Origin of the sequence: Methanoculleus sp. 10 (assembly GCF_913757945.1) — an archaeon.
GTDB lineage: Archaea > Halobacteriota > Methanomicrobia > Methanomicrobiales > Methanoculleaceae > Methanoculleus.
Genome location: NZ_CAJYDP010000006.1, coordinates 71,663 through 96,460 on the forward strand (window position 1 = coordinate 71,663; position 24,798 = coordinate 96,460).

The 24,798-nt window shown below is 59.2% G+C and carries 31 protein-coding genes; 21 read left to right on the forward strand and 10 right to left on the reverse strand.

Annotated elements, in window-relative coordinates:
- Positions 1-18: 18 nt before the first annotated feature.
- The 6 genes from wecB to QZ408_RS08270 all read right to left on the reverse strand — a co-directional run bounded on the left by wecB (position 19) and on the right by QZ408_RS08270 (position 4,457).
- Entirely contained in the window at positions 19-1,083 is a 1,065-nt protein-coding gene (gene wecB / locus QZ408_RS08250) for a UDP-N-acetylglucosamine 2-epimerase (non-hydrolyzing) (protein WP_292490811.1), read from the reverse strand.
- On the reverse strand, positions 1,080-1,223 hold the full coding sequence (locus QZ408_RS14880; protein WP_365995820.1) for a hypothetical protein: 144 nt from the start codon (positions 1,221-1,223) through the stop codon (positions 1,080-1,082). Before QZ408_RS14880 ends, wecB begins: the two co-directional genes overlap by 4 nt.
- Positions 1,210-1,995: a Gfo/Idh/MocA family oxidoreductase gene (locus QZ408_RS08255; protein ID WP_365995822.1), complete on the reverse strand. Its 786-nt coding sequence runs from the start codon at positions 1,993-1,995 to the stop codon at positions 1,210-1,212. Before QZ408_RS08255 ends, QZ408_RS14880 begins: the two co-directional genes overlap by 14 nt.
- Positions 1,996-3,000 (reverse strand): DegT/DnrJ/EryC1/StrS family aminotransferase, encoded by a 1,005-nt coding sequence (locus QZ408_RS08260; protein WP_292490813.1) that lies wholly within the window; start codon positions 2,998-3,000, stop codon positions 1,996-1,998.
- A 302-nt stretch (positions 3,001-3,302) separates the two neighbouring features.
- Positions 3,303-3,608, reverse strand: a complete 306-nt coding sequence (locus QZ408_RS08265) for an NAD-dependent epimerase/dehydratase family protein (RefSeq protein ID WP_365995874.1) — start codon at positions 3,606-3,608, stop codon at positions 3,303-3,305.
- Positions 3,609-4,154: 546 nt separating this feature from the next.
- On the reverse strand, positions 4,155-4,457 hold the full coding sequence (locus QZ408_RS08270; protein WP_292490814.1) for a hypothetical protein: 303 nt from the start codon (positions 4,455-4,457) through the stop codon (positions 4,155-4,157).
- A 537-nt stretch (positions 4,458-4,994) separates the two neighbouring features.
- Between QZ408_RS08270 and QZ408_RS08275 the strand changes: the two genes are divergently transcribed.
- The 5 genes from QZ408_RS08275 to QZ408_RS08295 all read left to right on the forward strand — a co-directional run bounded on the left by QZ408_RS08275 (position 4,995) and on the right by QZ408_RS08295 (position 7,838).
- Positions 4,995-5,180 (forward strand): hypothetical protein, encoded by a 186-nt coding sequence (locus QZ408_RS08275; RefSeq protein ID WP_292490815.1) that lies wholly within the window; start codon positions 4,995-4,997, stop codon positions 5,178-5,180.
- A complete protein-coding gene (locus QZ408_RS08280; RefSeq protein WP_292490816.1) occupies positions 5,180-5,728 on the forward strand; it encodes a PIN domain-containing protein in 549 nt (182 codons plus the stop codon). Before QZ408_RS08275 ends, QZ408_RS08280 begins: the two co-directional genes overlap by 1 nt.
- A 5-nt stretch (positions 5,729-5,733) precedes the next feature.
- Complete coding sequence (gene tnpA / locus QZ408_RS08285) at positions 5,734-6,165, forward strand: IS200/IS605 family transposase (RefSeq protein WP_292490817.1); 432 nt, start codon at positions 5,734-5,736, stop codon at positions 6,163-6,165.
- Entirely contained in the window at positions 6,143-7,402 is a 1,260-nt protein-coding gene (locus QZ408_RS08290) for a transposase (RefSeq protein WP_292490818.1), read from the forward strand. The genes tnpA and QZ408_RS08290 overlap by 23 nt, the downstream gene beginning before the upstream one ends.
- Before the next feature lie 121 nt (positions 7,403-7,523).
- Positions 7,524-7,838, forward strand: a complete 315-nt coding sequence (locus QZ408_RS08295) for a hypothetical protein (RefSeq protein WP_292490819.1) — start codon at positions 7,524-7,526, stop codon at positions 7,836-7,838.
- A gap of 70 nt (positions 7,839-7,908) precedes the next feature.
- Here QZ408_RS08295 and QZ408_RS08300 read toward each other — a convergent pair whose 3' ends face one another.
- On the reverse strand, positions 7,909-9,027 hold the full coding sequence (locus tag QZ408_RS08300) for a PDDEXK nuclease domain-containing protein (protein WP_292490820.1): 1,119 nt from the start codon (positions 9,025-9,027) through the stop codon (positions 7,909-7,911).
- A gap of 343 nt (positions 9,028-9,370) precedes the next feature.
- On the opposite strand from QZ408_RS08300, the gene QZ408_RS08305 reads away from it, so the two are divergent.
- The 5 genes from QZ408_RS08305 (at position 9,371) to QZ408_RS08325 (ending at position 11,376) form a co-directional block, all read left to right on the forward strand.
- On the forward strand, positions 9,371-9,634 hold the full coding sequence (locus QZ408_RS08305; protein WP_292490821.1) for a hypothetical protein: 264 nt from the start codon (positions 9,371-9,373) through the stop codon (positions 9,632-9,634).
- A gap of 41 nt (positions 9,635-9,675) precedes the next feature.
- Positions 9,676-10,104: a nucleotidyltransferase domain-containing protein gene (locus tag QZ408_RS08310; RefSeq protein ID WP_292490823.1), complete on the forward strand. Its 429-nt coding sequence runs from the start codon at positions 9,676-9,678 to the stop codon at positions 10,102-10,104.
- Positions 10,105-10,106: 2 nt separating this feature from the next.
- Positions 10,107-10,541 (forward strand): DUF86 domain-containing protein, encoded by a 435-nt coding sequence (locus tag QZ408_RS08315; RefSeq protein WP_292490824.1) that lies wholly within the window; start codon positions 10,107-10,109, stop codon positions 10,539-10,541.
- 296 nt (positions 10,542-10,837) lie between these two features.
- Positions 10,838-11,089, forward strand: a complete 252-nt coding sequence (locus tag QZ408_RS08320) for a hypothetical protein (RefSeq protein WP_292490825.1) — start codon at positions 10,838-10,840, stop codon at positions 11,087-11,089.
- Positions 11,086-11,376, forward strand: a complete 291-nt coding sequence (locus QZ408_RS08325) for a hypothetical protein (RefSeq protein WP_292490827.1) — start codon at positions 11,086-11,088, stop codon at positions 11,374-11,376. Before QZ408_RS08320 ends, QZ408_RS08325 begins: the two co-directional genes overlap by 4 nt.
- 292 nt (positions 11,377-11,668) lie before the next feature.
- Here QZ408_RS08325 and QZ408_RS08330 read toward each other — a convergent pair whose 3' ends face one another.
- The 3 genes from QZ408_RS08330 to QZ408_RS08340 all read right to left on the reverse strand — a co-directional run bounded on the left by QZ408_RS08330 (position 11,669) and on the right by QZ408_RS08340 (position 15,526).
- Complete coding sequence (locus QZ408_RS08330; protein ID WP_365995876.1) at positions 11,669-11,977, reverse strand: NAD-dependent epimerase/dehydratase family protein; 309 nt, start codon at positions 11,975-11,977, stop codon at positions 11,669-11,671.
- Between the two features lie 165 nt (positions 11,978-12,142).
- On the reverse strand, positions 12,143-14,401 hold the full coding sequence (locus tag QZ408_RS08335; protein WP_292490829.1) for a S8 family peptidase: 2,259 nt from the start codon (positions 14,399-14,401) through the stop codon (positions 12,143-12,145).
- 135 nt (positions 14,402-14,536) lie between these two features.
- Positions 14,537-15,526, reverse strand: coding sequence for an ATP-binding protein (locus QZ408_RS08340; RefSeq protein ID WP_292490830.1), 990 nt, complete (start codon positions 15,524-15,526; stop codon positions 14,537-14,539).
- A 224-nt stretch (positions 15,527-15,750) separates the two neighbouring features.
- Here QZ408_RS08340 and QZ408_RS08345 point away from each other — a divergent pair, with 224 nt between their 5' ends.
- The 11 genes from QZ408_RS08345 to QZ408_RS08395 all read left to right on the forward strand — a co-directional run bounded on the left by QZ408_RS08345 (position 15,751) and on the right by QZ408_RS08395 (position 24,547).
- On the forward strand, positions 15,751-15,993 hold the full coding sequence (locus QZ408_RS08345) for a type II toxin-antitoxin system HicB family antitoxin (RefSeq protein ID WP_292490831.1): 243 nt from the start codon (positions 15,751-15,753) through the stop codon (positions 15,991-15,993).
- 183 nt (positions 15,994-16,176) lie between these two features.
- On the forward strand, positions 16,177-16,398 hold the full coding sequence (locus QZ408_RS08350) for a hypothetical protein (protein ID WP_292490833.1): 222 nt from the start codon (positions 16,177-16,179) through the stop codon (positions 16,396-16,398).
- Positions 16,395-16,727 carry a hypothetical protein gene (locus tag QZ408_RS08355; protein ID WP_292490835.1) on the forward strand — a complete coding sequence of 111 codons (333 nt, stop codon included), beginning with the start codon at positions 16,395-16,397 and terminating at the stop codon, positions 16,725-16,727. The genes QZ408_RS08350 and QZ408_RS08355 overlap by 4 nt, the downstream gene beginning before the upstream one ends.
- An 85-nt stretch (positions 16,728-16,812) precedes the next feature.
- A complete protein-coding gene (locus QZ408_RS08360) occupies positions 16,813-17,967 on the forward strand; it encodes an ORC1-type DNA replication protein (protein ID WP_292490836.1) in 1,155 nt (384 codons plus the stop codon).
- Positions 17,968-18,427: 460 nt separating this feature from the next.
- Positions 18,428-18,604, forward strand: coding sequence for a hypothetical protein (locus QZ408_RS08365; RefSeq protein ID WP_292490837.1), 177 nt, complete (start codon positions 18,428-18,430; stop codon positions 18,602-18,604).
- Positions 18,597-18,914 carry a hypothetical protein gene (locus tag QZ408_RS08370; RefSeq protein ID WP_292490838.1) on the forward strand — a complete coding sequence of 106 codons (318 nt, stop codon included), beginning with the start codon at positions 18,597-18,599 and terminating at the stop codon, positions 18,912-18,914. The genes QZ408_RS08365 and QZ408_RS08370 overlap by 8 nt, the downstream gene beginning before the upstream one ends.
- Entirely contained in the window at positions 18,911-21,820 is a 2,910-nt protein-coding gene (locus QZ408_RS08375) for a hypothetical protein (protein ID WP_292490839.1), read from the forward strand. The genes QZ408_RS08370 and QZ408_RS08375 overlap by 4 nt, the downstream gene beginning before the upstream one ends.
- Positions 21,821-22,124: 304 nt before the next feature.
- Positions 22,125-22,358 carry a hypothetical protein gene (locus QZ408_RS08380; protein WP_292490840.1) on the forward strand — a complete coding sequence of 78 codons (234 nt, stop codon included), beginning with the start codon at positions 22,125-22,127 and terminating at the stop codon, positions 22,356-22,358.
- Between the two features lie 104 nt (positions 22,359-22,462).
- The gene (locus QZ408_RS08385; protein WP_292490841.1) at positions 22,463-22,654 is read left to right on the forward strand and encodes a hypothetical protein; all 192 of its coding nucleotides are present in this window, start codon (positions 22,463-22,465) and stop codon (positions 22,652-22,654) included.
- Positions 22,651-22,980: a type II toxin-antitoxin system PemK/MazF family toxin gene (locus QZ408_RS08390; RefSeq protein WP_292490842.1), complete on the forward strand. Its 330-nt coding sequence runs from the start codon at positions 22,651-22,653 to the stop codon at positions 22,978-22,980. The genes QZ408_RS08385 and QZ408_RS08390 overlap by 4 nt, the downstream gene beginning before the upstream one ends.
- A gap of 196 nt (positions 22,981-23,176) precedes the next feature.
- A complete protein-coding gene (locus QZ408_RS08395) occupies positions 23,177-24,547 on the forward strand; it encodes a transposase (protein WP_292490844.1) in 1,371 nt (456 codons plus the stop codon).
- Positions 24,548-24,798 lie beyond the last annotated feature (251 nt).

Sequence of the window (24,798 nt, forward strand, 5' to 3'; positions counted from 1 at the left end):
CTGCATCCTAATTTGTATTCAGGGTTCATATTCTGCGATGATCGCGGCTATCCGCTCCGCTGCATGCCCGTCGCCGAACCGGGCGGAGTGCCGCCGGCGCGCGTCGCCGGCCCTCTCTGCCTCCGCGACGATCCGGTTTGTATCCGCGCCGGTAAGGATGTTCCAGCCGTCCTCGACCGTTTCGACCCACTCGGTGTTCTCCCGCAGGGTCACGCACGGCACCTCGAGGATGTAGGCCTCCTTCTGGACGCCGCCGGAGTCGGTCAGGACCGCCCGGGCGCCGGAGAGAAGGGCGAGCATGTCGAAGTAAGGGAACGGTTCAACAATTCTGACGTTTGCCGCGGGCGCGATCCCGTACTCGGCAAACTTCTTCCTCGTCCGGGGATGGACCGGGAAGATCACCGGGGCATCGAGGCGCGAAAACGCCTCCATGATCGCGCGAAGCGCGGCCGGATCGTCGGTGTTGCTCGCCCGGTGGACCGTGGCGAGGAAATACCCCTTCGGCGAGAGGCCGAAGTCCGCGAGGGCGGTGGAGCGCTCCCTGGCGAGGGGAAGGTTCTCTCGGAGCGCGTCGACCATCACGTCCCCGGGGAGGTGGACGCCTGCGGTGACCCCCTCGGCCGCGAGGTTTCTGACGGCCGTCGCCGTCGGGCAGAAGAGAATATCCGAACAATGGTCCGTCAGGACCCGGTTCACCTCCTCGGGCATCCTGCGATCGAAACTCCGGAGCCCCGCCTCGACGTGCGCCACCGGCACGTGCATCTTCGCCGCAGCGAGCGCTCCCGCGAGGGTCGAGTTCGTGTCCCCGTAGACGAGCACGATCTCCGGCTCCTCCTTCGCGATCACCTCCTCGATCGCGGCGAGCATCCGGCCGGTCTGGACCCCGTGGCTCCCCGACCCGATCTCAAGGTGGTAGTCGGGCGCCGGGATCCCGAGGTCCCGGAAGAAGACCTCCGAGAGGAGGTAGTCGTAGTGCTGGCCGGTGTGGACGAGGATCTCCTCGTGGACCTTCCGGAGCTCCCGGGAGACCGGGGCGCACTTGACGAACTGGGGCCGGGCCCCGACGACCGAGAGGATCTTCATGCCGCAAGGCTCCGGGAGATCGCCTCGCAGACCCGGACGTTCGAGAGCCCCTGCTCCGGCGTGACCGTGAAGGGCTTGCCGTCGCGGGCGGCCCGCAGGAACGTCGCCAGTTCGATCTTGAGGGGCTCAACCTTGTTCACCAGGAGCTTCTCGATGATGTTCTCCTGGCGGTAGAGGCCGTTCTCCTGCCCGTAGGTCTCGGGCTTTTTGTAGACGAAGACCTCCTGGGTCATGAAGTCGCCCTCGATCGTCCGGTCCTCCTCCTCGATGTAGACCGACCGGACCTTCTTTGAGGACTTCCGGGAGGCCGAGAGGTAAACCGGCGTCCGCCCGAAGGCCGCGAGGGCCGCGGCGACGTCCCCGGTCCCGCTCGCGTGGACGGTGTATTCCCGCCCCGGGAAGAGGACGTTGAACGCGACGTCGATGTCGTGGAATCATCAGGTCCTCGACGACGGAGGACCCGCTCACCCTCGATGAGGCCGGGTTGTGCCGGTGGAAGGCGACGTAGAGGGGGTCCCGCACGACCCGCGCAACCTCGGTGACGACCGGGTTGAACCGCTCGATGTGCCCGACGCCGACCGTCAGCCCGTCGGGGATCTGCCCGATCAACTGCTCGCACTCGCGCACGGTGAGGCAGAGGGGCTTCTCGATGAGGGTGTGCACCCCGGCGGCGATGACCTCTCCCGCGGTCTTGAAGTGGTAGGGGGTCGGTACACAGGCCGAGACGCAGTCGGCCTTCCGGAGGAGTTCCTCCATCGAGCGGCAGACCTCCGCCCCGGTGGCGGCGGCGACCTCCTCGGCGGCCTTCGTGTTCAGGTCGTAGACGTAGGTCGTCCCGACCTCTTTGAGTTCGGAGTAGACCCGGACATGGTTCCTGCCCATGACGCCGGTGCCGATAACGCCCGCGTCCATCTAGATCACCCCGTTGATGGTATCGCAGACGTAGGCCCGGGCCTCGTCGGTGACGTTCGGGTGGACCGGGATCGAGAGGACCGAGGCCGCGAGCGATTCCGCGACCGGGCAGGCAGCGGCCCCGGCGTAGTAGGGCTGCCGGGAGAGGGCGACGGGGTAGTGGACGGCGCAGCCGATCCCGCGCTCGCGGAGGTAGGCCATGAACTCGTCCCGCGACAGGGGGAATGCGTCGGTGACCCGCAGGGAGTACTGGTGCCAGACGTGGGTCCGGCCGGGCGCGACCGAGGGGAGCACCAGCCCCGGCGCCGTGATATGGGTATTATAGTAAGCAGCGTTCTCCTGCCGGCGGCGGTTGAAGCCGTCGAGTTTTCCAAGCTGCACCCTCCCGATCGCGGCGTTGATATCGGTCATGCGGTAGTTGTAACCGAGCTCGGTATGCAGGTACTTCTCGCTCTGGCCGTGGTTGATGATCCGGCGCAACCGCGCATCATACTCGTCCGATGCCGTCGTCACCATCCCCCCTCCCCGGTCGCCAGGTTCTTTGTCGCGTAGAAGGAGAAGCAGGCGAGGTCGCCGAGCGCCCCGCCCGCTTCCCGCGGTACTCCGCCCGTGGGCCTGGGCGGCGTCCTCGATGAAGACGAGACCCTTCTCGTCGCAGATATCCCGGACCGCCCCGGCGTCGCAGGGCTGGCCGTAGAGGTGGACGCCGATCACGGCCTTCGTCTTCGGGGTGACCTTTGCGAGGACGTCGGCCGGGTCGATCGTGGCGGTCGCCGGATCGACGTCGGCAAAGACCGGACGGGCACCGCACATCGAGACGCTTGACGCGGTCGCAAAGAACGTGAATGCCGGGACGATCACCTCGTCACCGGGCTTTACCCCGGCGGCGAGCAGTGCCGCATGGAGGGCAGTGGTCCCGTTCGAGACGGCAACGGCATGGGGAACACCGCAGTAGGCGGCGAACTCATCTTCAAAGGCGGCGGTGACCGGACCCTGGGCGATCATGCCGGAGGCGAGGACGGCGAGAACAGCATCGTTCTCCTCGTTCCGAGGGACGGTTGGGCGATAGGGATGTGCATGGAATTTCCAACTCCGGAAGCAGATGTCATGTTTCTTTCGCTTATGTTAATATAGGAGTTTGCATTTTTGATGGAAAAGTTATGTAGAAATCCTTAACGCTCCCTGGAATGGAGTGGGGATGGAGAGCGTATATGGGCAGCGGTCTGGCGGGTACTTAGGTTCCGGGGTGATGCCCGGTGTTCTTCACCTCCGGTGGGTGGTGGAGGACGGACGTGAACCCGAACGTTTCACGATCCCGGAAGAGGGGTGTCGCCGTAGACAGAGGCGGCGACGACGGCCGGCACCCCACAGTATTTCGCCGCCACAAGGACGCTCACGGTGCCGGTCACGTTCGCCTCGTTCGAGGCGAGGGGGTCCTTCACCGACCGGGGCACGGAGGGGATGGCCGCCTGGTGGAAGATGCCGGCCGCGCCGGGGAAGGTCTCCATGAGGAGGTCGAGGTCGGTGATGCTCCCCTCGATGAACGTCACCCTTGGGTGGTCGAGGAGGTGCTCGATCTTCTCCCGCCGGCCGGTCACGAGGTTGTCGATGATGACGACGTCGTGGTTTTGTGCTAAGGTGTCTGCAAGGTTTGAGCCAGGCCGGCCCCGCCGGTGACGATGTAGCGCATGAAGAGGTTATGTTGAGTGCCGGTTTAGCGCTTTCTGAATGGGGCGGGACCGGAAATCCTCCCGCAATCATGGTTGCACCTTTGCACCAGGTTTGCACCGGAATTTCGGGAAAAGTGCAAACAAAGATGCCGGCAGGGACGGTGAGGATTGTTCTATTGGGGGGAGATAGAGAGAGATAGGTACTGATCAGAGTAGTCATTTACACCATTTACACCAAGAACGGAGAGCCTCCCTGCAGGGGCGGGTGACCCGGGCGGGGGTGCCTGTGAAATCCACGCTGGTGCAAACATCACGGGGATACCCGAGTATCTCCACCAGATCGGCGAATAGGGCGCAATACGGGGTTTTGTATGGTGCAAATCAGGGTGCAAATGAGGTGCAAACGAGTGTAAAAGTGGGAAACCGGTCAACCCCGGCGGCCAGGATCGACCTCGGGTGATGGAACCTCTGCAGAACGCGAAGAGCGATCTACCCCCACGCCTGAGCACCCGCACAATCACCGCCACCACCCCGCCGGCCCGCGAGCGCTGACCGTCGAGAGCCGCCGCTCTCGCACCTTGCGGTGCTCAAGCTCCTGCCGGGACGGCAGTCGCACTCACGAACCCTCGCGTCCTGCGCCTCCATTCGCTGGAGCGCCCGGCAGGACTTTAACGCCGCCGCCCGGCTCTCCGGCGCGATCAACCAGGAGACCGGGAGCCAGGAGTCGAAGATGACCAGGAACGAAACTGCGGGGCTTGCCACCATCGCCCGCATGGGCTGGGAGACCTTCACCGTCCGGATGCTGCAGCAGGCGACCGGGCTGTCATACCACCAGGTCCGGCGGATCCTGCAGGGTTACGCCCGGCTGGTCCGGGAGTGGAACGGGTGGGAGGGTGCGGTGAGCGGAGCGTTCTCCCGGGTGACAACCGCTACGGGAATGCCCCCAGGAGCAGATGCTTCCGGGCCCGGCCTTTCGTATTCCCCTCCCCGGTCTCCGGCAAAACCACCGTACCTGCGCCGGAAAGAACTCCCCAAGGTCCCGTGGCAACCCCGACCCCCGTGGCGAGGGCCGCCTCACGGGACAGACCCGCCCGGCGTGTTCCGGGCGATCTTTGCGCCTCTAAATCCCTTTCCCGGCCTTGGGCGAGCGCCGACCCTGTCGGGTGATGCCTACGCCCAGACAGTCGTTGATGCCGCAGTTGAGTGTGCACCTCACATGAACCAATGTCGTTCTGGCTATCCAGCGAAGAGAAGCATATACACCCAGGCACGATAACGAAAGAACCTTTTATCTTCCCGGCTCTCATAGTGATCTCATGGAGTAGTCCTATGCCGGTAGAGGTCGAGGGAACATTGATCGATAATACGACAATCCGGCTCGATCAACCCCTGAAACCGGGGGAAGAGAGAGTGATAGTCAGGTTGAAAAGACGGCCTAAATCGATGACAAAACTCTATGCTCCTGAGGAATATGTCCTGAAACTGGCCGAAAAAGATCTTGAAGAGTTGTACTGATGAACCTCTCCGAACTGGAGGAGGGATCGGTATTTCTTGATACCAATATCCTCCTCTATGCCTATACCACCACGCGGTTCTCTTCATCGTGCGAGACACTTCTCGAAAAAGTGCAGACCAAAGATATTACGGGCTATATTAATTCCACTGTTGTCGACGAGTTCTTTCACAAAGCCCTTCTCACCCAGATGTATATTGAGAAGCATCTCTCACCACGGGAGGCGATTGCCTATATGAAGAAACATCCGGGCGTTTTGACCAAATTAAGCACCCCGTACGTCATGACCAGAGAAGTGCTGGAACAGTATAACCTCATAGTTCTCGATACATCCGATCTCCTGAGCGATACACTCCAGATCTCACAGCAGTATGGACTGCTATTCTCTGACGCACTGCACGCTGCAGCTGCACGCAAGCACGATATCGACTATTTCGCGACGAACGACCGGGATTTTAACTTAATAGGCGAGAAGTCCCCCTGCGCAAGCTGGGGGATGAGAGCCGTCCTCGTGCCAACCGGAATCTTTATAGTTACCCCTTCCAAATAGCAACTATGGACTACCGGCTTGACAAGGGGGCCCATTCGGTCTACGCCCTGCACTACCACTTGGTACAGTGTGTCAAGTACCGGAGAAAGGTCTTTGTCGATGACCGGTATGTGGATCTCCTGAAGACCAAGATCCACGGTATATCCGAGACCTTCGGGGTTGAGGTCACCAACATCGAGTGCAGCACGGACCACTTCCACATGCTGTTCAAAGCCGGTCCCACCTTGGATCTCCCGAAGTACATCAACGCCCTCAAGACCATCACCTCCCGGGAGATCCGGCGGAACTTCCCGGAAGTCAAGCAGGTGCTCTGGCGCGATGCGTTCTGGTCGAGATCCTATTTCCTTGCCACGACTGGGCAGGTGACGCTCGATATCCTGAAGAAGTATGTAGACCGTCAGGCCGAGGACCGGTATGCAGTTGACCCGGAAGATTAGGATCTATCCTACTGCGGAGCAGGAAGCCGTCCTGTGGGAGTTATCCGAGATCAACCGGAAACTGTACAACCGGGCCCTCAACGAGCGGCGGGATGCCTATGCTGCCGGGGTCACGGGGGTCAACTACATCAAACAGCAGAACGACCTCCCCGGGTTGAAGCAAGAGTGGCCCGAGTTACGGTTCGTCAACGCCAAAGTTTTGCAGATGACGCTCAAGACCCTTGATGCCGACTACAAGTCATTCTTCGAGCTCCGCAAGAACGGCGACGAAGACGCCAACCCGCCGGGCTTCAAGGGACGACACTACTTCACCACCCTGAAGCACAACCAGTCCGGGTTCAAGGTCACCAACGCTGCGATCCGGCTGTCGCACAACCTCCCCGATCAGGGAGAACTGTCCTTCCCGATCCCCGAGCGGGAGTTCGGGGTGGTCAAACAGGTCGAGGTGTTTCGGGACTGCAAAGGAAAATGGTACCTCGCCGTGGTCGAAGAAGTCATCCCCCTGACCCCCGTCGAGAACGGGCAGTATCAGGCCTGGGATCTCGGGCTGATCAAGCAGACGGCGGTCAACAGCCAGGGTAAGTTCATCGAGGTGCAGAACAGTCGACCGGATCGGTACTGGAACCCAAAGATCGAGGCCGTGCAGGCCCGGAGGGACCACTGCCGGAAGAAGAGCAAAGACCCGAAGCCAAGCAGACGCTGGATCCGTTACAATGCGGCCAAACGGACGATGGAACGGAAGCGGAGCAACCAGCTCAACGACTTCCAGCACAAACAGAGTAAGAAACTTGTCGAGAACACCAAAGCTGGCACGATTATCATCGGGGATCTCTCCGTGAAGAAGATGCCGAAGTCCAAGTCGGCAACGAGGCAGATGAACAGGTCTACGCAAGGAACCGGATACCTTGCGCGGTTTGCCGGATTTCTGACCTACAAGGCGATCCTTGCAGGTAAACAGGTAATAGAGATCGGCGAAGAGTACACGAGCAAGACGTGCTACTGCTGTGGGAAGATCCACGCAGAGATGACCGTTCGAGACCGTGTTATGCATTGTGAGTGTGGTACCGTGCTCGACCGCGACAGGAACGCCGCGATCAACATCATGCTCCGATACCTATCACAGAATGCCCTGTGGACGGGCTACCGGGAGTTCACCGGTAATCTGCGACAAACAGGTCTGAGGGTCCCCGCGATCCCCAGGCACTCGCAGGAAGCCCCCTGCGCAAGCGGGGGGTAGTTCACCACCCTCGTCCAGTCGGTCATCGCCGACAACCCCTTCGGGTGCATCGGGTATACCGGGTCCGATGGCGTGCTCGTCGACCCGGTCGTCCGGAACCGCGAGCACTACACCTTGATGAGTGAACTTCGTCGACGAGGATACCGGCAAGCGCCTCGGGACTGTCTCGCTCCAGTCCCCGACGATCGCCGCGTATGAGGCGAACGCCGCGGAGGTGCTGGATAACGCGGCCCTTGCGACCGCGATGGGTGCAACCGATGCCCTCCGCAACGGCCCCGGCGAGACCTACTACGCCCAGCTCAAGTGCCACGACACCTCGGGTGACGACTACTACGTCACCTTCACCAAAAAGACCGTCCGGATCTCGTCCGGAGAGGACGACGCCATCCGGACCGCGGTCGAGACCTGGGCCGATGGCGTGCCCGCGCTGGCGTGAGAGGGGAGACCCCCCTTTCACTTTCGACCCTATGTAACCTTAATTGAACCGGGTCAGCATCATCAGGTAATCACTCTGCCCCCGGCGCGTCTTCCGACCATTCGATCAGTCTTTTCTTGAGTTCCTCTTTTGAAGGAAGATAGACCTGATACCGGGAAGCGTAGATATTGGCATCTTTCGGGAGAGTGAGTTCTACCAGTGCGTCGTTCTTCATCTTGCACAGGATGATCCCGACGGTCGGATGTTCGTCATCGAGTTTGACTTCCCTGTCATAGTAGTTGACATACATCTGCATCTGGCCGAGATCGCTGTGGGTAATCTTTCCAATCTTGAGGTCGATCAGGACGTAACATCGGAGGATACGGTTGTAGAAGACAAGGTCCACGAAGTAATGGTCGGCATCGAAGGTAAGCCGCTTCTGTCGCGCTTCGAAGAGGAAGCCTTTGCCCAGCTCGAGGAGAAACGTCTCCAGTTTGTCGATGATGGCCGATTCGAGATCGATCTCTCTGTAGCGGGCCTTCTCGTCCAGGCCGAGAAATTCAAGAACATACGGGTCTTTGAGCATATCCTGTGGCTTCTCGATGACGTGGCCGGTGTGGGCGAGGGCCCTCACACCGCTCCTGTCCCGGCTGAGCGCAAGCCGCTCATACAGGCCGGCGTCGAACTGCCGTTTGAGTTCCGAGAGCGACCAGCGGTTCTGTTGAGCCTCGATCTCGTAGAACCGGCGCTCTTCCCGGTTGTCGATGTTCATCAGGAAGACATAGTGGGACCAGCTGAGAGCAAACCGGGGGGTGAATTGCGCAGACAGTGTTTGCGCAATTGGTTGCCCGGCAGAAACGGCCGTATCTGACTGACACGGCACTGCCGGGGAAGCCGATCCGCAGTATTCAAGGTAAAATCGGCGCATATACTCAAGATTTCTTTTGGAAAACCCTCTCCCGAACTCTTCGGTCAGCTGGCGTGAAAGCTCCTGCACGGTCTGTTTCCCATACCCCGCCTTCGGCTTCCCTTGCTGCTCATGTTCGACGATCCGCCTGCCGATCTCGAAGTTGGTGACGACCTGTATCGAGTTGACGTTCTGTGCTACGGTCAGGCGGGCTTTCTGGACGATATCCCGGATCTCTCTGATGAGAGGAGAAATAGTCACTTCCAGTTCTCTTCCGGCCGTTCTCCCTGCTGGCTTTTCCAATGTATCTCCTCCTCTATCCGTTCCCGTTCAAGACAGGCGGTTGAGGCTCCATTGGGGCCTGGCCCCAGGAGTGTCTCGATCGAGGTCCTCATCGGCGTAATGCCGGGGGATCTTGCCCCGAGCAGTTCCTCCCACTCCCATCAGCATCGCCGGTTTCACCCGATTACTAGGAGATCGAGAGGAGAACCGATAAACGTGGCGGTGAGATGCCCTCTGTTCCCGATGACGGATGCGTTTATCCCGACGGCGTGCCCGCCCTGGCGTGAAGGGGACTCTTCCCCCCTTCACTTTCGACCCGCGCACGGCCAGCCTTTATCAATCCCCCCCTTCTCCAGCCTCTCCTATGAAACGTCTCCTCCGCGCCGACCAGACCCTTTTCAGAGATCCTGATGTCTTTGACTTCGCCTCCATGCCCGACCACCTCCACCACCGCGACGCCCAGGTCAAGGAACTCGCCTTCCTCCTCCGCGGCCCGCCGGGGGCCGGGAAGACCACCACCGTCCGCCGGGTCTTTTCCGCGTTCGGGGAGGAGACCCGGCAGGTCGTCCCGGTCTACGTCAACTGCCGGCCCCTCTCCTGCGACGGGAAGGGGGGGATCTGCCGGTAAGCGGGAAAGAATGATATGCGATGCGGAAGAGATACAACGATATGAGACGACGCCACCTGCTGGATGCGGAGGAGAGAGAAGCAGTTCTCCGCACCATCCACACGGTCCTCGCCGGATTTGACGAGATCGAGGTGGGATATGTCTTCGGAACGTTCTCGCAGGGGGATTTCGGCGACGTGGACGTGGCAATCCTCGTCACCGGCGAGCCCACCCCCTACCAGGCGATGCGGTTCGCGCGGAAGATCGAGCGGGAACTTGAGCGAGGGTTTTGTTACCGCTTTGAGGCTGACGTGAAGATCCTCAACACCGCCCCGGTCTCTTTCCAGTACGAGGTCATCAAGAGCGGCCGACCCGTATTCTTGCGCGACAGGGAGCGGAGGGTCCGGTACGAGGCGGGCGTGCTCTCCCGGTACCTCGACTATGCGGATACGCTCGACTGGTTCGACCGGGTTCTGCTCACGAGGGCCTGAGAATGGTCAGGGACGAAGGGGTCCTCGCTCACCTCCGGGAACTGGACGAGGCAGCTCGAGACTGGGAACGCTACCGGTCCATCAGCCTCGAAGACCTGAGGACCGACCGCGATAAGAGGAATATGGTGTTGCATGCGCTCCTCGTCAACATCCAGGCATCGATCGATATCGCCAACCATCTGGTCGCGGCCTCGAGCTCCCGGCGGCCCGAAACCTACCGGGAAAGTTTTACAATTCTCTGTGATGAGGGGCTGATCCCGGAAGACCTCGGGGCCCAGCTCTCAGACCTCGCGGGCTTTCGGAATGTTCTGGTCCACCTCTACTGCCGGCTGGATCTTGACGAGGTCTACGGGGTGCTCCAGGACGACCTTCCGGTGGTGAATCGATACCGGGATCTGGTCCGGGCAATGCTCCGGGATCGCCTCCTCCCGGAGTGACGGCTGCGCGCTGGAGTGAGCCGGGGAGGATCTCCTCACCCCTTTCACTGCTCCGCCCTCGAAACCCTTCGGGTCTCTCAAGCTCCTTTCCCGAAGCCTGATGGCTTCTCACGCTCCGGCTCGCACCTGACGGCGCTCATGCTCCGGCCCATCGCATTCCACAGGAACGTCGTTCCTGCGGTGCTCAAACGTTCGCTCTCCCTGCGGCCTGTCGCTCCTCCCCCGCCCTCTCCGCGCGCCGTCTCTTCCTCCCGGTTGAAGAAAGTATATCCATGATCAGCACAGGAGATGGTTCAATGTCTGTTGCGGAGAACATCCCCGTATCGGAAGAGACCTATAACCAGATCCTGGATCTCAGGCGCCCGGGCGAGACACTCGACGAGACTCTTGCGAGGCTGGTGGAGAAGGTAAAAAACTACATGAGGCCCCTGGGGCCACAGGCATACCGGATGAAAAGATCGTGGGCCATTTTCATACGAAAACAACGGCTCACGGATGATATCGAAGAAGTCATGGCACGAAACGAGTTCGTGGAGTTAGATCTGTGACATTCCGCCTCATGGTGGATAAGCGTGCGCTTGGTTTTTTAAACTCCCTCGAGGCCAAAGATCAACGTATCATCAAAGAAAAACTGAAAATTTTGCAGGATAATCCATACCCCGGTCAGGATGGAGATAAAGAAAACCTCCATACAGATAAAAGACGGAAATCATACTGGCTCCATGTCGCACGTTCGTTCACGGTCATCTACACTATCGATCCAGACAACAACCTCGTCTATATCACCCACATCATGTCCATCGAAAAAGCCCATCGGAGATACGGACGAATTTGAACCCCCTGGCGCACTCTATCCACCCTTGCTGAGCTAGGCATACTTGTAGTGAAGCGGGAGGGGTGGGTGCGGAAATATCCACTCAATCCATCATTCCGGTTAATTGCGGACAATCCCGGACAGAAGCCTGACTGAGGGAGATGAGTAAAACCGATACTCAACGAGCAAAACTGTCAAAGATCGAAGGAAAGTGCCCTGATCCCGATAGCAGTATCCGGGCAATTGCGGACAGCAGGCATGTGGCGGTCGCATGCTCCACTATCACCAATGTAAAACAGCCTTCGTGCCCCGTTCACCCTGGGAGGACCGGGGTGTCGCCGTAGACCGAGGAGGACGAAGCGGCAACCACGGCGGGCACCCCACAGTCCTTCGCCGCGACGAGCACGCTCACGGTGCCGGTCACGTTCGCCTCGTTCGAGGCGAGCGGGTCCTTCACCGACCGGGGCACGGAGGGGATCGCCGCCTGGTGGAAGATGCCGTCCGCGCCCGGGAAGGTCTCCATCAAAAGATCGAGGTCGGTGATGCTCCCCCGGCAAACGTCACCCGGCGAGGAGGTGCTCGATCTTCTCCCGGCCGGCCCGGTGGCGAGGATGTCGATGATGGCGGCGGCGTGGTGCTGTGCTAAGGTGTCTGCAAGGTTTGAGCCAGGCCGGCCCCGCCGGTGACGATGGAGCGCATAAAGAGGTTATGGCGGGGGCTGGTTTAGGGCTTTCTGAATGGGGCTGGCGGGGTGGACTGCCCCCATCCGCATATCCTCATAATTACTTCATTGTATCCGGACCCTTGGCGCAACTCTCTCCCTTATCTGGTTATACAGATCGATGCGTGCAGAGTGGCGAAGAGTGACCACCACAGAGTAGTCTTGTCTGAACTCCTCATTGTCCACCCACTTACTTCTACACAAGACCTCAAGAACCAGGGGTTTTGCTACATCAATTTTTGGTGTCTTCTTATAGACTCGCGTACCCTTTTGATGGATGCCCTTTGAGCGGAGAGTCATTTTAGGGTATAGTTCTATTTTAGGAATTTTACCGCTGCCTTCGTTATCTTCCACCTCCTCATCATTCGCTGATTCTGAGAACACGGTTTCTGGAGAGCGAGCTGCAATGATCTGGATGTCTGTGTTCCTATATAGGGTGAATTCCATTTGTGTCCCCATATACCCCATGCGAGTTCTTCTGACGGGCGGGTTGTATACGAGTGTTACAGAAATTTCACGCTCCCCTTCCATACCGATGAATGTATCAGGGAGATAAAGATAGTAGTAGTGAACCCCTCTGACTTTTATCTTATTTTCTGCAAAAAGGAGCACGTTATTAAAATCGGAATCTCCAGCATACGCGAGATTTGGTTGACCAAAGCCATAAACGTTATAAATTGGTTCAGCCTCCTTTGTGGAGGCTCCATGTACATTAATGTCTAGAGATTTAGGGCGATCATCAGGGATACGGGCAGAAGCGAGTAAGAGCGCCTTGATCGTGTTTGAGGTATAGCCGGGATATCTCTTGCACAACCGGGCCAGGTAGTTGGCGACTTTCGGAGCAGAAAGGCTGGTCCCACACTCCGTAGTTAGCAGGCTACTCTCCTCCATCCACTGTGGGTTCACCACAAAGATACCTGTTTCTGCAATCTCCATGAGATAAGGAGTTTGCACGTTGTATGGCCGCATTCCACCTGCTTCAACGAGTTCTGGCTTGATCATCCCGTTCAAACCGGGTCCTGCTCGGGTGAACGGAGATGGATAACCTTGGTGCGGAGCAAGAATTCCCTCGGCCTTATATGAGACGTAATCCTGTGTTATAGACCCGACAGTCAGGGCGTATACGGACGATGCTGGATCTACAATCCTGCACCTCTCGCCATCTTCGTAGAGATAATGAGGGTATTTGTCCGGGAAATCCATCTCGTCGTTATTCCCGGTTGCAATGACGAACATAAGATGGTGCTCATGAGCCAGCTCGTCGATAAAAGATGCAAGCATCGATTGCTGCTTCCCCCCGGATATACACAGTGCGGGATCGCCAAACGAGATATTTACTACACGCGCGTTATTGTATCGTTCTGTGAATGACTGGAGCGCCTGGAGGATTTGATTTTCGAGAAGGTGCTCCTCATCATAGCTTGCAACTATATCTCCAGTCTCTGGGTCTCTTACCCCCCGCATCACCTTCGCTGACAGTATCCACACAGGCGGGTGGAAACACCCTGTGTCAGCGCACTCCTTGATATCACCATACAGCGCGACACCTGCAACCATGGTGCCATGACCCACGTCATCTATCCCGTCATATCCTGAAAACAGACTTATTGCATCTCCAACACCATTTTTGAGGAGAGGATGGCCCGATAATATACCGCTGTCAAGGACAATGATCGCCGGATCTCCCGGGTCGGGAGGAGAACCGGTATCGACCTCACTCAACGATATGCGGAGTTCGCCCGGACGAAAGTAGGTGGGACGGGGAGGTCGATCAACACAACTCACCTCGGGGAAGGACAGTAACTCATTTAGCATTTCCTTGTCTATCTTCACCCGCATGAGGCAGAAACTTTGTGTGGTGATCTGATCGGTGACCTCACCGCCTTTTTCATTGAGTAACTTCTCAATTCCCTTGAGAACATCCTTAAGCCGGGGGGTTTCCATCCTCCAGAGTTCGACATCAAGATACGCAATCTCGCCACCAACCAGCGGTCTCTCGGCCAATCTCTCGCCTATCTTATCCTCTGGAGGAATCGGTTCAAACGACTCTACAACATTAAAAAAAGTCTTGTTCTTAGATTCTTGACCATACCGGGCAAGTTTCTCAGTTATTTTCCCAAAATCCCCCTTCTCCGCCAGAGACACCCTGTAACGGAGACCACCATCTTTTGCAGGAGATGGAGAGATGTATTGGATATCACAACGACTCAGGAACTCGCTCAGTTCCTTCTCACCGATCTCAGATCGGAGCTCAATTCTAAATATCAGGTTCGGGTCAAAATACTCTGAGAACTGTGTCTTTCTCTTTTGATGCTCACTCTGCATCTGATTCAGATTATAAACCTGAACTTCAGCGAAATCCTTTTTTTCCTCTCGATCGGGCCGGGGAGCTCCCCCTCCTCCCCCTTTCGCCAGCGCATGCCCCCCATACAACGGTAATCGAAGATGCTCTGACATTAACTATACCTTCTCTTGAGCCGAAACAATTTCCTTTTGCCTTAGTATTGCTTCTTCAATGTCCTCCTTTGAAACTCTTTTCTTTTTACTCAGCAATGTTTTTTTCATTGCTCGGATGGCAACTTGTTCAATATCTGCACCTGAGAAACCCTCGCTTTCGCCTGCAAATACATCAAAGTCTACTGCAGAATCGACAGGGATTACACTCAGCTTCTTCTCATATAAGCGTGTCCTCAACTGTTTATCTGGCAATTCAAACCGGATAATATCGTCAAACCGCCGCCAGACCCCCCTATCTAATAATTGGGGATGATTTGTAGCGGCAATGAGTACACTGCCGCCTTGATAATCTTCAAGCATTAACATGAAATTATTGACTACGCGTTTAATCTCTCCATGCTCACTTGGGTCGTCACGTTTTTTACCGATAATATCAAACTCATCAAAAAGTACAACCCACTTCCCTTTATCAATATAATCAAAGATTTTTCTTATGTTGGCAGCGGTCTCACCCAAAAATGAAGAAACAACCGATTCAAATTTTACGACTATCAGTGGGTAGCCAATGGCTGAGCATAGAACTTTTGCACAGAGTGTTTTCCCCGTTCCCGGAGGTCCATAAAATAGCAGCTTACTTCTGGGTTTTAATCCATAGTTGGATAATAAATCTCGATTCTTAATTTCAAGCGGGATCTCCCGAAGTCTCTCTTCTAACTCTGTGGAAACGATCAAATCCGACCAATCGCTAAATGGTCGCTTAACTTCCAATAACTGGAATCCTTTTTCATTATCGCGGGGGATGGGCAGCGTACGATATGGAAGGGCACTTTGATGTACCGATTGATTATTGATAATTGTCCTCAGTTTCGTTGCTACGAGGTGGTGGTTCAGTTGCTCTTCATGTTCAATTATGCTCTGAGCTACTTGATGGAATAACTCCTCATTTTTCGTAACGAAGGCTTGAAACAATCTTTCGATGTCATCAGAGTTCATTTCGTCTCAACCTGATCCGGCTATCTAAACGGGTGAACCAAACGTTCTGTCTATTAAATGATGTGAATGGGTTTAATAATTATATATCTATCTTAATGCGAAGAGGTTAGATTGTGCTTACCAGTGCTGCGATTTAATTGCGTGCAATCCCTAACTTATATTCTTTTTCATTACGATGGCCATTGTATTTCTGCAACTCCTCCTCCTGACTAACGAAGGGATCCATGATCCCCTCCTTCACCCCCGCCGAGCACCCGCACCAGCACCGCCACCACCCCGCCCACGACCCCCGGCCCCGGCGCCGAGCGTCGAGAGCCGCCGCTCCTCGCCCGCCTTCTTTCGGCGAGACCGAAGAAGAGGCGCTCTCTGAAGTGAAGGTGGCTATCGGCCTCTGGCTCGATACCGCCCCGGGGGAGGGGCGGGAGATCCCGGAACCGGGCGGTCGGGGCACACGAACCTGGACCTGAGATCGTACAACCAGACGGTGCCGGCGCCTTTTCGGGAAGCAGTACTCGCTATCCCGGGAGCGTGACGACCCTCAAGAGATGACCGCGGCCGGAACCCCTTGTTATATATCTTCATACAACAATCGTGAGATCATGTCTGCGAGCGCCGGATCTGCCCATTCACCCACACTTGATACGATCAAAATGGTCGAAGACTTCATCCGGGAGCATAGCGGTGACTACCGCCGCCGGGCCCTCTGGGAACGCCTGCCGCGGAAGGTCATGTACCAGACGTTCAAGACGATCATCGAGTACCTCCTGGAGTCGGGTAAGATCGCCATCGATGCACAGGGCAAGGTCTGCTGGATCTACGACCCGGAGTTCACCCGGTGGTACCTGGCCCGTGAAGACCTGCGGGTCCGATGAAGGCGGCAATCTTCTTTGCCGATACGAAGGTGAAAGAAACCTTCGAGACCCTGTCGGCGTCAACCCGACAGGACGATCGGGAACTGGCCGCCCTCCTGAACAGGGCCTTCGAGGCGATATCCGCCAACGCATTTTGCGGCGTCCAGGTTCCAAAGAGGCAGATCCCGGAGATCTATCGGCAGCGATACCCGCCGATAAAGAACCTCTGGAAGTACAACCTCTCCCGATCCTGGAGGCTGATGTATACCGTGACCAGCGATGGCGACACCATCGCGGTCATCATCGAATGGCTGGACCACACCGGCTACGATCGCCGGTTTGGGTACTGAGGGCGGCTTTTCCGGCAACCCCTCACTCTCACTTTCACCCCGCACGGCGCGGGCACATATACCCCCGTCTCCTGATCACGTAGCTATGAGGCAGAGAGAGATCCTTCGCTACGACCAGACGCTCTTTCGCGACCGCGAGGTCTTCGAGTTCACCTACATGCCCGACGTTCTCCACCACCGCGACGCCCAGATCCGCGAACTCGCCCTCCTCGCCCGGCCGGCCCTCCGGGGCGGCAGCCCGAGGAGCGCGGTCCTCCGCGGCCCGCCGGGGACGGGGAAGACCACCACCGCCCGCCGGCTGTTTGCCGAGATCGAGGAGACGACACAGCAGATCGCCCCCGTGTACATCAACTGCAAGCAGCACCGGACGCCGTTCGCCGTCTTTGCGTGCATCTTTGAGGCGGTCGTCGGCTACACGCCCCCCTCGACCGGCAAGCACATCGACGAGGTCGTGCGGCTGGCGGCCAAACGTCTCAGCGAACGGGATGCCGCGCTCCTCGTCTGCCTGGACGACGCGAACTACCTCTACGAGGCCCGGCAGTTCAACGACCTCCTCTACCGGATCCTCCGCCTCTACGAAGGGTGGGACGTCAGGAAGCCCGGCGTCTTCGCCATCTCCAGCGACCTCCGCCTGAACCTCTCCACCGGGGTCGACGAGCGGGTCCGGTCGGTCTTCCACCCGACCGAGGTCAACTTCCCGCCCTACGCAAAGCCCGAGATCCTCGAGATCCTCGGCGACCGGATCCGGCAGGGCCTCTATCCGAACGTGATGCCGAAGGCGAACGTGACCCTCATCGCGGACCTCACCGCGAGAGAACAGGATATCCGGATCGGGATCGACCTCGTCCGGGTGGCGGCCGAGAACGCGGAGAATGCCGGGCGCCGGACCGCCACCCGGAAGGATGTGATGGATGCCTCCCGGTCGATCATCACGCCCACCCTCCAGAAGCGGGCCGCGGACCTCTCGGAGGGCGAGCGTACCCTGCTCTACCGGATCGCGGAGTTGGCGCAGAACACCGGTGCGGACATGACGTCGGGAGCAATCTATGAGGCGACGCAGGAGTATATCCCGACCGGGGAGACGACCTACCGGACACGGTTGAGGCGGCTTGAGGAAGCGGGCCTCATCGATCTCGCACTCCGCACCGACCGGGGGCGGACCCGGGAGGTCCTGCTCCGCTTCGCCCCCGAGCAGGTGCTCGCCGCCTGCGGAAGGACCGGGAAAACCGGCGCACCATAATGCCCCTTTTTGTCGGGGAATACCCGATCTGCCTCTTTTTTGGCCACATCATGGGTTTCCCATAAAGAAACGGTTAAATAGCGCCTCGTTTCACCATCGCCCTACGTAGCATACGTTTTTAAGCCCCTCCCCCTCACGCTGAATTACGCGGTGCATGCGGGCGTCTTTTCCCCGAAGGGCGCCGCGAAACTGCAAGAGAGAGGTTACGCATGAAACGGAAATTACGACCCGTAACCCGGGACGACACCTTCGCGAAGCGGTATCCCCTGTGCCGGGGCATCGGGAGACCGATGATCCGCGGGGGCATCCGGACCCCGGTGGGATCGAGAAGAGAGCACGACGAGATCTGCGGTGGCAACCAGGCACAACCAAATGTTCACAGCACCAGGATGCACCGGGCCGCCAATGGTACTCGGCACTGCAACGATATAAGGATGCTCACCCCGGGAGCGTGCCCCCCATGAGCCGGGGGGAGTGCAGACCGGACCGGGTCCCGCTCTACCTGGTGCCGCGGGTCACGGCCGACGAGATCAACCGGCACGGCAGGGCAATCCGGGAGATCCATATCGTCCGGACGAGATGCCACTTCTACACGGTCACGACCGTGACCGGAAAGGGGGCGGCCGGCCATGACTGAGCCCGGCACCCTCTCCCACGGGACTGGGGGAGCGCTCCGGATCGCCGTCGATGCCGAACGCTACCGGATCGAGGCGGAGGACGCAAGGAGCCTGCTCTCCTCCGGCAGGGTGGTCCCGGTCTACGAGGACCGCTCGCAGAGCGGGATCGCCATCGAGGGGCACGCAGCGATGAACCCCTCAGGCAGGGCGGTGGTGCTCCACACCCGCGTCGGCTCCTGCATCATCCCGCTCGTCAGTTTCCGGCGCGTCGCCCGCGGGGAGGCGGCGAGCGCTCCGCTCTTTCCCCTCGTGCCGGGGGTGACGGGATGAACGGCGACCTTCACCATACGGTGGAGATCCTCGCCCCCGGCGGCGGGGTGGTCGAGGTCCGGGCGCTCGCCGACGGTGTCACCCACTCCGGCTACTTCGACGACTACGCGGCCCTCGCCCGGGCCGCAGAAGCCCTCGACGCCGATCCGGCGGTCGCCGGGATCTACGTCACCTTAAACACCCCAAACCCCGCCCTCCTCGCCCGGCGGGCGAACCGGATCAAGCTGCGCCTCTCCCGGAAAGACGCCACCACGGCCGACGCCGACATCCTCCGCCGCCGCTGGTTCCCAATCGACATCGACCCGGTCCGGCCGAGCGGGGTCTCGTCGACCGACGCCGAGCACGACGCGGCCATCGCTGCCGCGGAGAGGATCGCAGGCTACCTCGCGGAGCAGGGGTTCGGCGAACCCATCAAAGCCGACTCCGGGAACGGCGCCCACCTCCTCTACCGGGTGGACCTCCCGAACGATGAACCCTCGACCGCGCTCGTGAAAGGAGCGCTCGCGACCCTCGACGCCCTCTTCTCAAACGATGTGATCACCGTCGATACCGCGAACCACAACGCCGCCCGGATCTGGAAACTCTACGGGACCGTATCCCGGAAGGGCGACAACACCCCGGAGCGGCCGCACCGGCGGGCGAAGGTCCTCGCGGTTCCAGAAGCGATCGAGATCGTCCCGGTAGATCGGCTCCGGCACCTCGCCGGGCTCCTCCCCCGGGAGGAACCTCTCCGATCGAAGAATACCGCCGGCATCGACCTCGGCCTCTGGCTCGCGGAGCACGGCATCGCCGTCCGGAGCACGAAACCCTACCAGGGCGGCACCCTCTACGCCCTCGCCGAGTGCCCGTTCTCGTCGGCCCATAACGACGGCGCGTTTGCCATCCAGTTCGCAAACGGTGCCGTCTTCGCCGGCTGCCACCACCAGACCTGCGGCGGAGGGGCGCAGCGCTGGCCCGAGCTCCGGGGGATGTATGAGCCCCGGGAGAAGACCCGGAGAACGCCGCCGGATACAGAGAACCAGTACTCCCCTCCCGACGGGCACCGCGAGCGTGCGCTCGATATCCTCCGGACCGGCGACCCGCTCGCCTTCCTCCTTGACACCTTCAACAAAGCCCACGTCGGCGACCGCACCGTCGCGGAGTGCCTCGCGATCTCCATCGCCTCGCAGTCCGTCGAGAACACGAACGGCCTCCACGTCGCCGTCTCCGGCAACTCCGGGAAGGGCAAAACCCACGCCTGCGCAACGATGCAGAACCTCATCCCGGCGGCCTACAAACTCAAAGGCACCGTCTCCGACAAAGCGCTCTACTACGACGATAGCCTCCGGCCGGGGACCGTCCTCCTCTTCGACGACGTCTCGCTCTCCGACGACCTCCAGGAGGTCCTCAAATCCGCAACCACGAACTTCCGCGAGCCGATCGAGCACCGGACCCTCACGACCGAGAGGAAACTCCGGGTCTGCACCATCCCCGAGAGGTGCGTCTGGTGGCTCGCGAAGGTCGAGGATATCGGCGACGACCAGGTGATGAACCGGATGCTCACCGTCTGGATCGACGACACCGCCGGCCAGGACCGAAGGGTGCTCGACCACATGAAAGAGGCCGAGGCGGCCGGCCAGTCCCATAGAGAAGACGACGTCCTCACCTGCCGGGCGATCTGGGAGGTCGTCAAAGAGGAGGTCCTCCCCGTCCGGATCCCGTTTGCCCGGAGAATCCAGTTCTCCACAACCCAGAACCGCCGGAACCCGGGCATGCTCTTTGACCTGATCAAGTGCCGGGCCCGGCTCTTCTTTCTCCAGCGGGACCGCGACGGCGACGGGGCGGTGATCGCCCGGGAAGAAGACTTCGCGGCGGCGGCCAACCTCTACGGCGCCCTCAACGGCGAAGCCGGCGGCCAGGAGACCAAACTGACGAAGAACGAGGCCGCGGCGCTTGCGACGGTCGGGAGCATGGGGGTCGAGGTCTTCACCGTCCGGGAGCTCCAGAACGCCCTCGGCCTCTCCTATTACCAGACCCGGCGGCTCCTCCACGGCTACAACAACAGCCGGGCCGCGTATGCCGGCCTCCTGGAGAAGTGCCCCGCGATCAGCCTCTACGACGCCACCGTGACGGAGGGCGGCGAGTACGGGGTCACGGTCCGCCGCCGGGAGCAGTACTTCACGTTCAACCCCGAGGTCTACCGGGCCTGGAGCAACCGGGCCTCCGTCTGGCTGGACGACGACCCCGGTGATGGAGACGGCGATCCGCATGGTTGCACCTTTGCACCCACCTTGCACCAGAATTCCGGGGAAAGTGCAAGCGAAGAGAGCGGCCATAGTGGGGAGGATTCTGGTATTGGAGAGGGATGTACAGAGATATGTACCGATCAGGGCGGTCATTTGCACCCGTTGCCGGGAACGGAGAGCATCCCGGCAGGGGCGGGTGACCCGGCCTCCGGTCCCTGTGAAATCCGCACTGGTGCAACCATACCGGAGATATCAAAGAACATCCGGTCGATCGCGGAGCCGACCGCATCCCGCGGTTCTCCCGGGTGCAAAGTTGGGTGCAACATGGGTGCAAAGGTGCAAACGACTGCTCCGGTCAACCCCGCCGATTACATCCCGCTCCCGGTGGAGAAGGACGAATCCTGCCACATCTGCGGCCGCCGGCCGACATCCTCCATTAAACGCGGCGGCGAGAAGAAGTACCTCTGCTACGCCTGCCTCAAAGCGGCAAAACGGTCAAGAGTGCAACCGCTCCCCGGGGTCCTCGACCACCGGACGTTCGAGCGGACGAAGGTCGACCTCGGCCGGTGCGACATCTGCAAGGAGTTGAAGGCGGTCTACCGGTCGCGGGAGGCAAAGGTCTGCGAAGGCTGCTACGCCCGGCTCGTCCGGGAGTGGAACGGGCGGGCGGGGGTGCGGTGATCCGGTAGAGCGGAAGATGCCTCACCAGAGGGGCTCAAAGGCGGATGAGCGAGCCGGAGGGCCCCGAAAGAAGGTGAAGGGCTGTTGAGAATCCGTCAACCGGATACTCCACCGGGGTGTTACACCATTGTAACAGCATACCCTGCGGTTATGGCGGGCCGGGTATATCCCTGCATAGAGGGACCATGAGAGTATCCGGTCCCGTGGTACCCAAAACGAGCATGTCGGCACGGGATACGGCATCCGGATCCCATACGATGACCGCGACCGCCACTTCCGGAGGGAGTGGGGTTCGGTAGAGGTCGTGCTCGATAACGGGGAGGTTGTCGACGTCTCACTGTCTGAAAAATTCTGGACAACCTGCCCTGAACTCAGGAGTTCAACGATCGGGAGATGGATGCTGGATCTGGGGGGGGTCATCCCCTGGGCAAAGGGTAAGTCGCCGGAGTTTGACCTGGAGCCTGCCGGAGGCACCGCAACCGTGCTCACGTTTGCCCTGACAGAGATCGAGGATAGCCCTCGCTCAGCGTCTCCTTGAAAAGAAATGGACCTGGAATTGGGCAGGTTGTATCGGCGATCCTAGGACGCAAAGGTTGATGGGATACCTCACCGATCATCTGTATAATTCTTGTGAGGAGACTCATGACCAGCATTGAAGCAGACCTCAGGGAGATCAAGGAGAGCATCAGGGAGCTCAACCAAAAGATCGAGCTTCTCCTCGATGAGCGGGAGAGCATGGCGATGATGAAACTCTCTGAGCGGTCGCTCTCTGCCTTTCTCTCCGAGGAGCCCGACCTCTATACCATCAGGGATATCAGGGCTGTGTACCGATGAAAGGGACGATCGTTCTGGTACCGTTTCCTTTCACTGACCTCACGGCAACCAAGCTGCGCCCTGCACTTGTCCTCTATGAGGGTGACCGCGACGTTGTCCTTGCCTTCATCTCGTCAAAGATCTATGCCGGAGCGGGTCCGGCAGGGGTTATGGTGACCACCTCCCACGCAGGTTTCTTGAAGAGCGGTCTCAAAGTTGATTCGGTGATCCGACTGGACAAGATCGCAACGGTCTTGAAAGACCTGATGGTCGGCGAACTTGGAGAACTTGATGACGGCCTCCGGGCAGAGGTCAATGGAAAATTCGCCAAACTGTTCAGGATCTAATCCGGGGCGAAGGTCGATCTTTCAGACTTTCATTTATCTCTGCGGGGTTGAAGGGGCGGAGCGGGAAGACCCCCTGCGCACGCGGGGGGATGGGAGCGGCGCCCCTTCGTTTTGTTTCACGTTCACCCTGCACGGCTCTTCTTTATAGCAAAGAACGAGAGATTCCTCATGGGATAACCGACAGGAGAGTATTCAGATGCACCTTGCCACCAAGATCAAGATTCAGGTGACACCCGATCAGGCCGATGTGCTCTGGCACCTCTCCGAAAAGTGCCGGTTACTCTACAACTTCGCTCTTGCCGAACGGAACCAGAACTATCAGGAGAACAAGGATCGGGCCGACAAGCAGTACATCGGGTATGTGCAGCAGGCGAACGCTCTTCCCGACCTGAAGAAGAAGTATCCCGAGTACCAGTGGGTCTACTCCAAAGTTCTGCAGACCACCCTCAAATCGCTGGACGACAACTTCAAGTCGTTCTTCGCGCTCCGGCAGAACGGCGACGAAGACGCCAACCCCCCGGGGTTCAAGGGGAGAGATCATTTCTGCACGCTCCGCTACAACCAGAGCGGGTTTGCGATCGCCGGGGGCCGGATCCGGTTCTCGCACTTCTACAACGATGTACCGCTGGCGTTCGATCTGCCCGAAGATCGGACGTTCCTCAACGTCAAACAAGTGGATCTCTTCTACGATGACCTGAAGAAAGCGTACTACGTCTCCATCGTCCACGAGGTTCAGCCGGACCAGAAGTACGTTGACAACGGGATCTACCAGGCCTGGGACCTCGGGGTCACGAAGCACGTCGCAGTCAACACCTCCGGCAGGTTTCTTGAAGTCAGGAATGCCCGGCCCGACAGGTACTGGAACCCGAAGATCGATGCCGTGCAGGCCCGGAGGGACCACTGCAAAAGGAAGAGCCGGAAGTGGCAGCGGCTCAACCGCGTCAAGCGGACGATGGAGCGGAAGCGGAGCAACCAGCTCAGAGACTTCCAGCACAAACTGAGCAGGAACCTCGTTTCGAACACCCGGGCCGCCACGATCCTGGTCGGAGACCTCTCCGTCAAGCAGATGCCGAAGTCAAAGCAGGCCACGCCCGGGCTCAACCGCGCCACCCAGAACGCGGGACACCTCTCACGGTTCATCGGATTGTTAACCTACAAGGCAGCCCTTGCAGGTAAGAGAGTAATACCAATCGATGAACAGTACACGACGAAGACCTGCTGTGTCTGCGGAGCGGTTCACGAGATGCCGCTCGGGAAACGCGTTATGGACTGTGCCTGCGGGAACTGCATCGATCGCGACCACAACAGTGCGGTCAACATCATGGTACGGTTCCTATCACAGAATGCCTTGTGGACGGGCTACCGGCAGTTCGCCGGTACTCTGCGACAAACAGGCCCGAGGATCCCCGAGACCCGGGCACTCGCAGGAAGCCCCCTGCGCAAGCGGGGGGTAGTTCACGACGGTCTCCCAGTCGGGATATCGACTCCGCTCGAAATCCGGATCGTTCAGGTACTCCCCTGCATAGTGGGAGAAATCCTGGACATTCCTTGCCGTCCCTTCTTCTGAGGCCAGGAAGTAAAAACCCGGGACAGTCTGCAGGAATCGGGCAAGGAGCGTTGTCTTTCCCACGCGCCGCCTTCATCCAAAACGAGGGAGGCCATTCTGGTTTGATCGGGAACTCTACAAGAAGCGCAGTGCGGTTGAACGATTCTTCAGTTGGATTGAGGCATTTAAGAAGATTACTCCCCGATATGAACGCTTATGAGACCTCATTCTTCGGGTTGATTCAGCTAGCATGTACCGTGATGGTCTGGAGA

Bases quoted from the DNA above. Each gene is read 5' to 3' on its own strand.
- QZ408_RS08370 (WP_292490838.1), top strand. From the start codon at position 18,597: ATGACTGAGCCCGGCACCCTCTCCCACGGGACTGGGGGAGCGCTCCGG.
- QZ408_RS08385 (WP_292490841.1), top strand. From the start codon at position 22,463: ATGACCAGCATTGAAGCAGACCTCAGGGAGATCAAGGAGAGCATCAGG.
- QZ408_RS08390 (WP_292490842.1), top strand. From the start codon at position 22,651: ATGAAAGGGACGATCGTTCTGGTACCGTTTCCTTTCACTGACCTCACG.
- QZ408_RS08280 (WP_292490816.1), top strand. From the start codon at position 5,180: ATGAACCTCTCCGAACTGGAGGAGGGATCGGTATTTCTTGATACCAAT.
- QZ408_RS08350 (WP_292490833.1), top strand. From the start codon at position 16,177: ATGGTCGAAGACTTCATCCGGGAGCATAGCGGTGACTACCGCCGCCGG.
- QZ408_RS08365 (WP_292490837.1), top strand. From the start codon at position 18,428: ATGAGCCGGGGGGAGTGCAGACCGGACCGGGTCCCGCTCTACCTGGTG.
- QZ408_RS08290 (WP_292490818.1), top strand. From the start codon at position 6,143: ATGCAGTTGACCCGGAAGATTAGGATCTATCCTACTGCGGAGCAGGAA.
- QZ408_RS08310 (WP_292490823.1), top strand. From the start codon at position 9,676: ATGAGACGACGCCACCTGCTGGATGCGGAGGAGAGAGAAGCAGTTCTC.
- QZ408_RS08375 (WP_292490839.1), top strand. From the start codon at position 18,911: ATGAACGGCGACCTTCACCATACGGTGGAGATCCTCGCCCCCGGCGGC.
- QZ408_RS08305 (WP_292490821.1), top strand. From the start codon at position 9,371: ATGAAACGTCTCCTCCGCGCCGACCAGACCCTTTTCAGAGATCCTGAT.
- QZ408_RS08315 (WP_292490824.1), top strand. From the start codon at position 10,107: ATGGTCAGGGACGAAGGGGTCCTCGCTCACCTCCGGGAACTGGACGAG.
- QZ408_RS08260 (WP_292490813.1), bottom strand. From the start codon at position 3,000: ATGATCGCCCAGGGTCCGGTCACCGCCGCCTTTGAAGATGAGTTCGCC.
- QZ408_RS08355 (WP_292490835.1), top strand. From the start codon at position 16,395: ATGAAGGCGGCAATCTTCTTTGCCGATACGAAGGTGAAAGAAACCTTC.
- QZ408_RS08395 (WP_292490844.1), top strand. From the start codon at position 23,177: ATGCACCTTGCCACCAAGATCAAGATTCAGGTGACACCCGATCAGGCC.
- QZ408_RS08340 (WP_292490830.1), bottom strand. From the start codon at position 15,526: ATGAACTCTGATGACATCGAAAGATTGTTTCAAGCCTTCGTTACGAAA.
- QZ408_RS08360 (WP_292490836.1), top strand. From the start codon at position 16,813: ATGAGGCAGAGAGAGATCCTTCGCTACGACCAGACGCTCTTTCGCGAC.
- QZ408_RS08335 (WP_292490829.1), bottom strand. From the start codon at position 14,401: ATGCAGAGTGAGCATCAAAAGAGAAAGACACAGTTCTCAGAGTATTTT.
- QZ408_RS08275 (WP_292490815.1), top strand. From the start codon at position 4,995: ATGCCGGTAGAGGTCGAGGGAACATTGATCGATAATACGACAATCCGG.
- QZ408_RS08345 (WP_292490831.1), top strand. From the start codon at position 15,751: ATGATCCCCTCCTTCACCCCCGCCGAGCACCCGCACCAGCACCGCCAC.
- QZ408_RS08320 (WP_292490825.1), top strand. From the start codon at position 10,838: ATGTCTGTTGCGGAGAACATCCCCGTATCGGAAGAGACCTATAACCAG.
- tnpA (WP_292490817.1), top strand. From the start codon at position 5,734: ATGGACTACCGGCTTGACAAGGGGGCCCATTCGGTCTACGCCCTGCAC.
- QZ408_RS08255 (WP_365995822.1), bottom strand. From the start codon at position 1,995: ATGGACGCGGGCGTTATCGGCACCGGCGTCATGGGCAGGAACCATGTC.
- wecB (WP_292490811.1), bottom strand. From the start codon at position 1,083: ATGAAGATCCTCTCGGTCGTCGGGGCCCGGCCCCAGTTCGTCAAGTGC.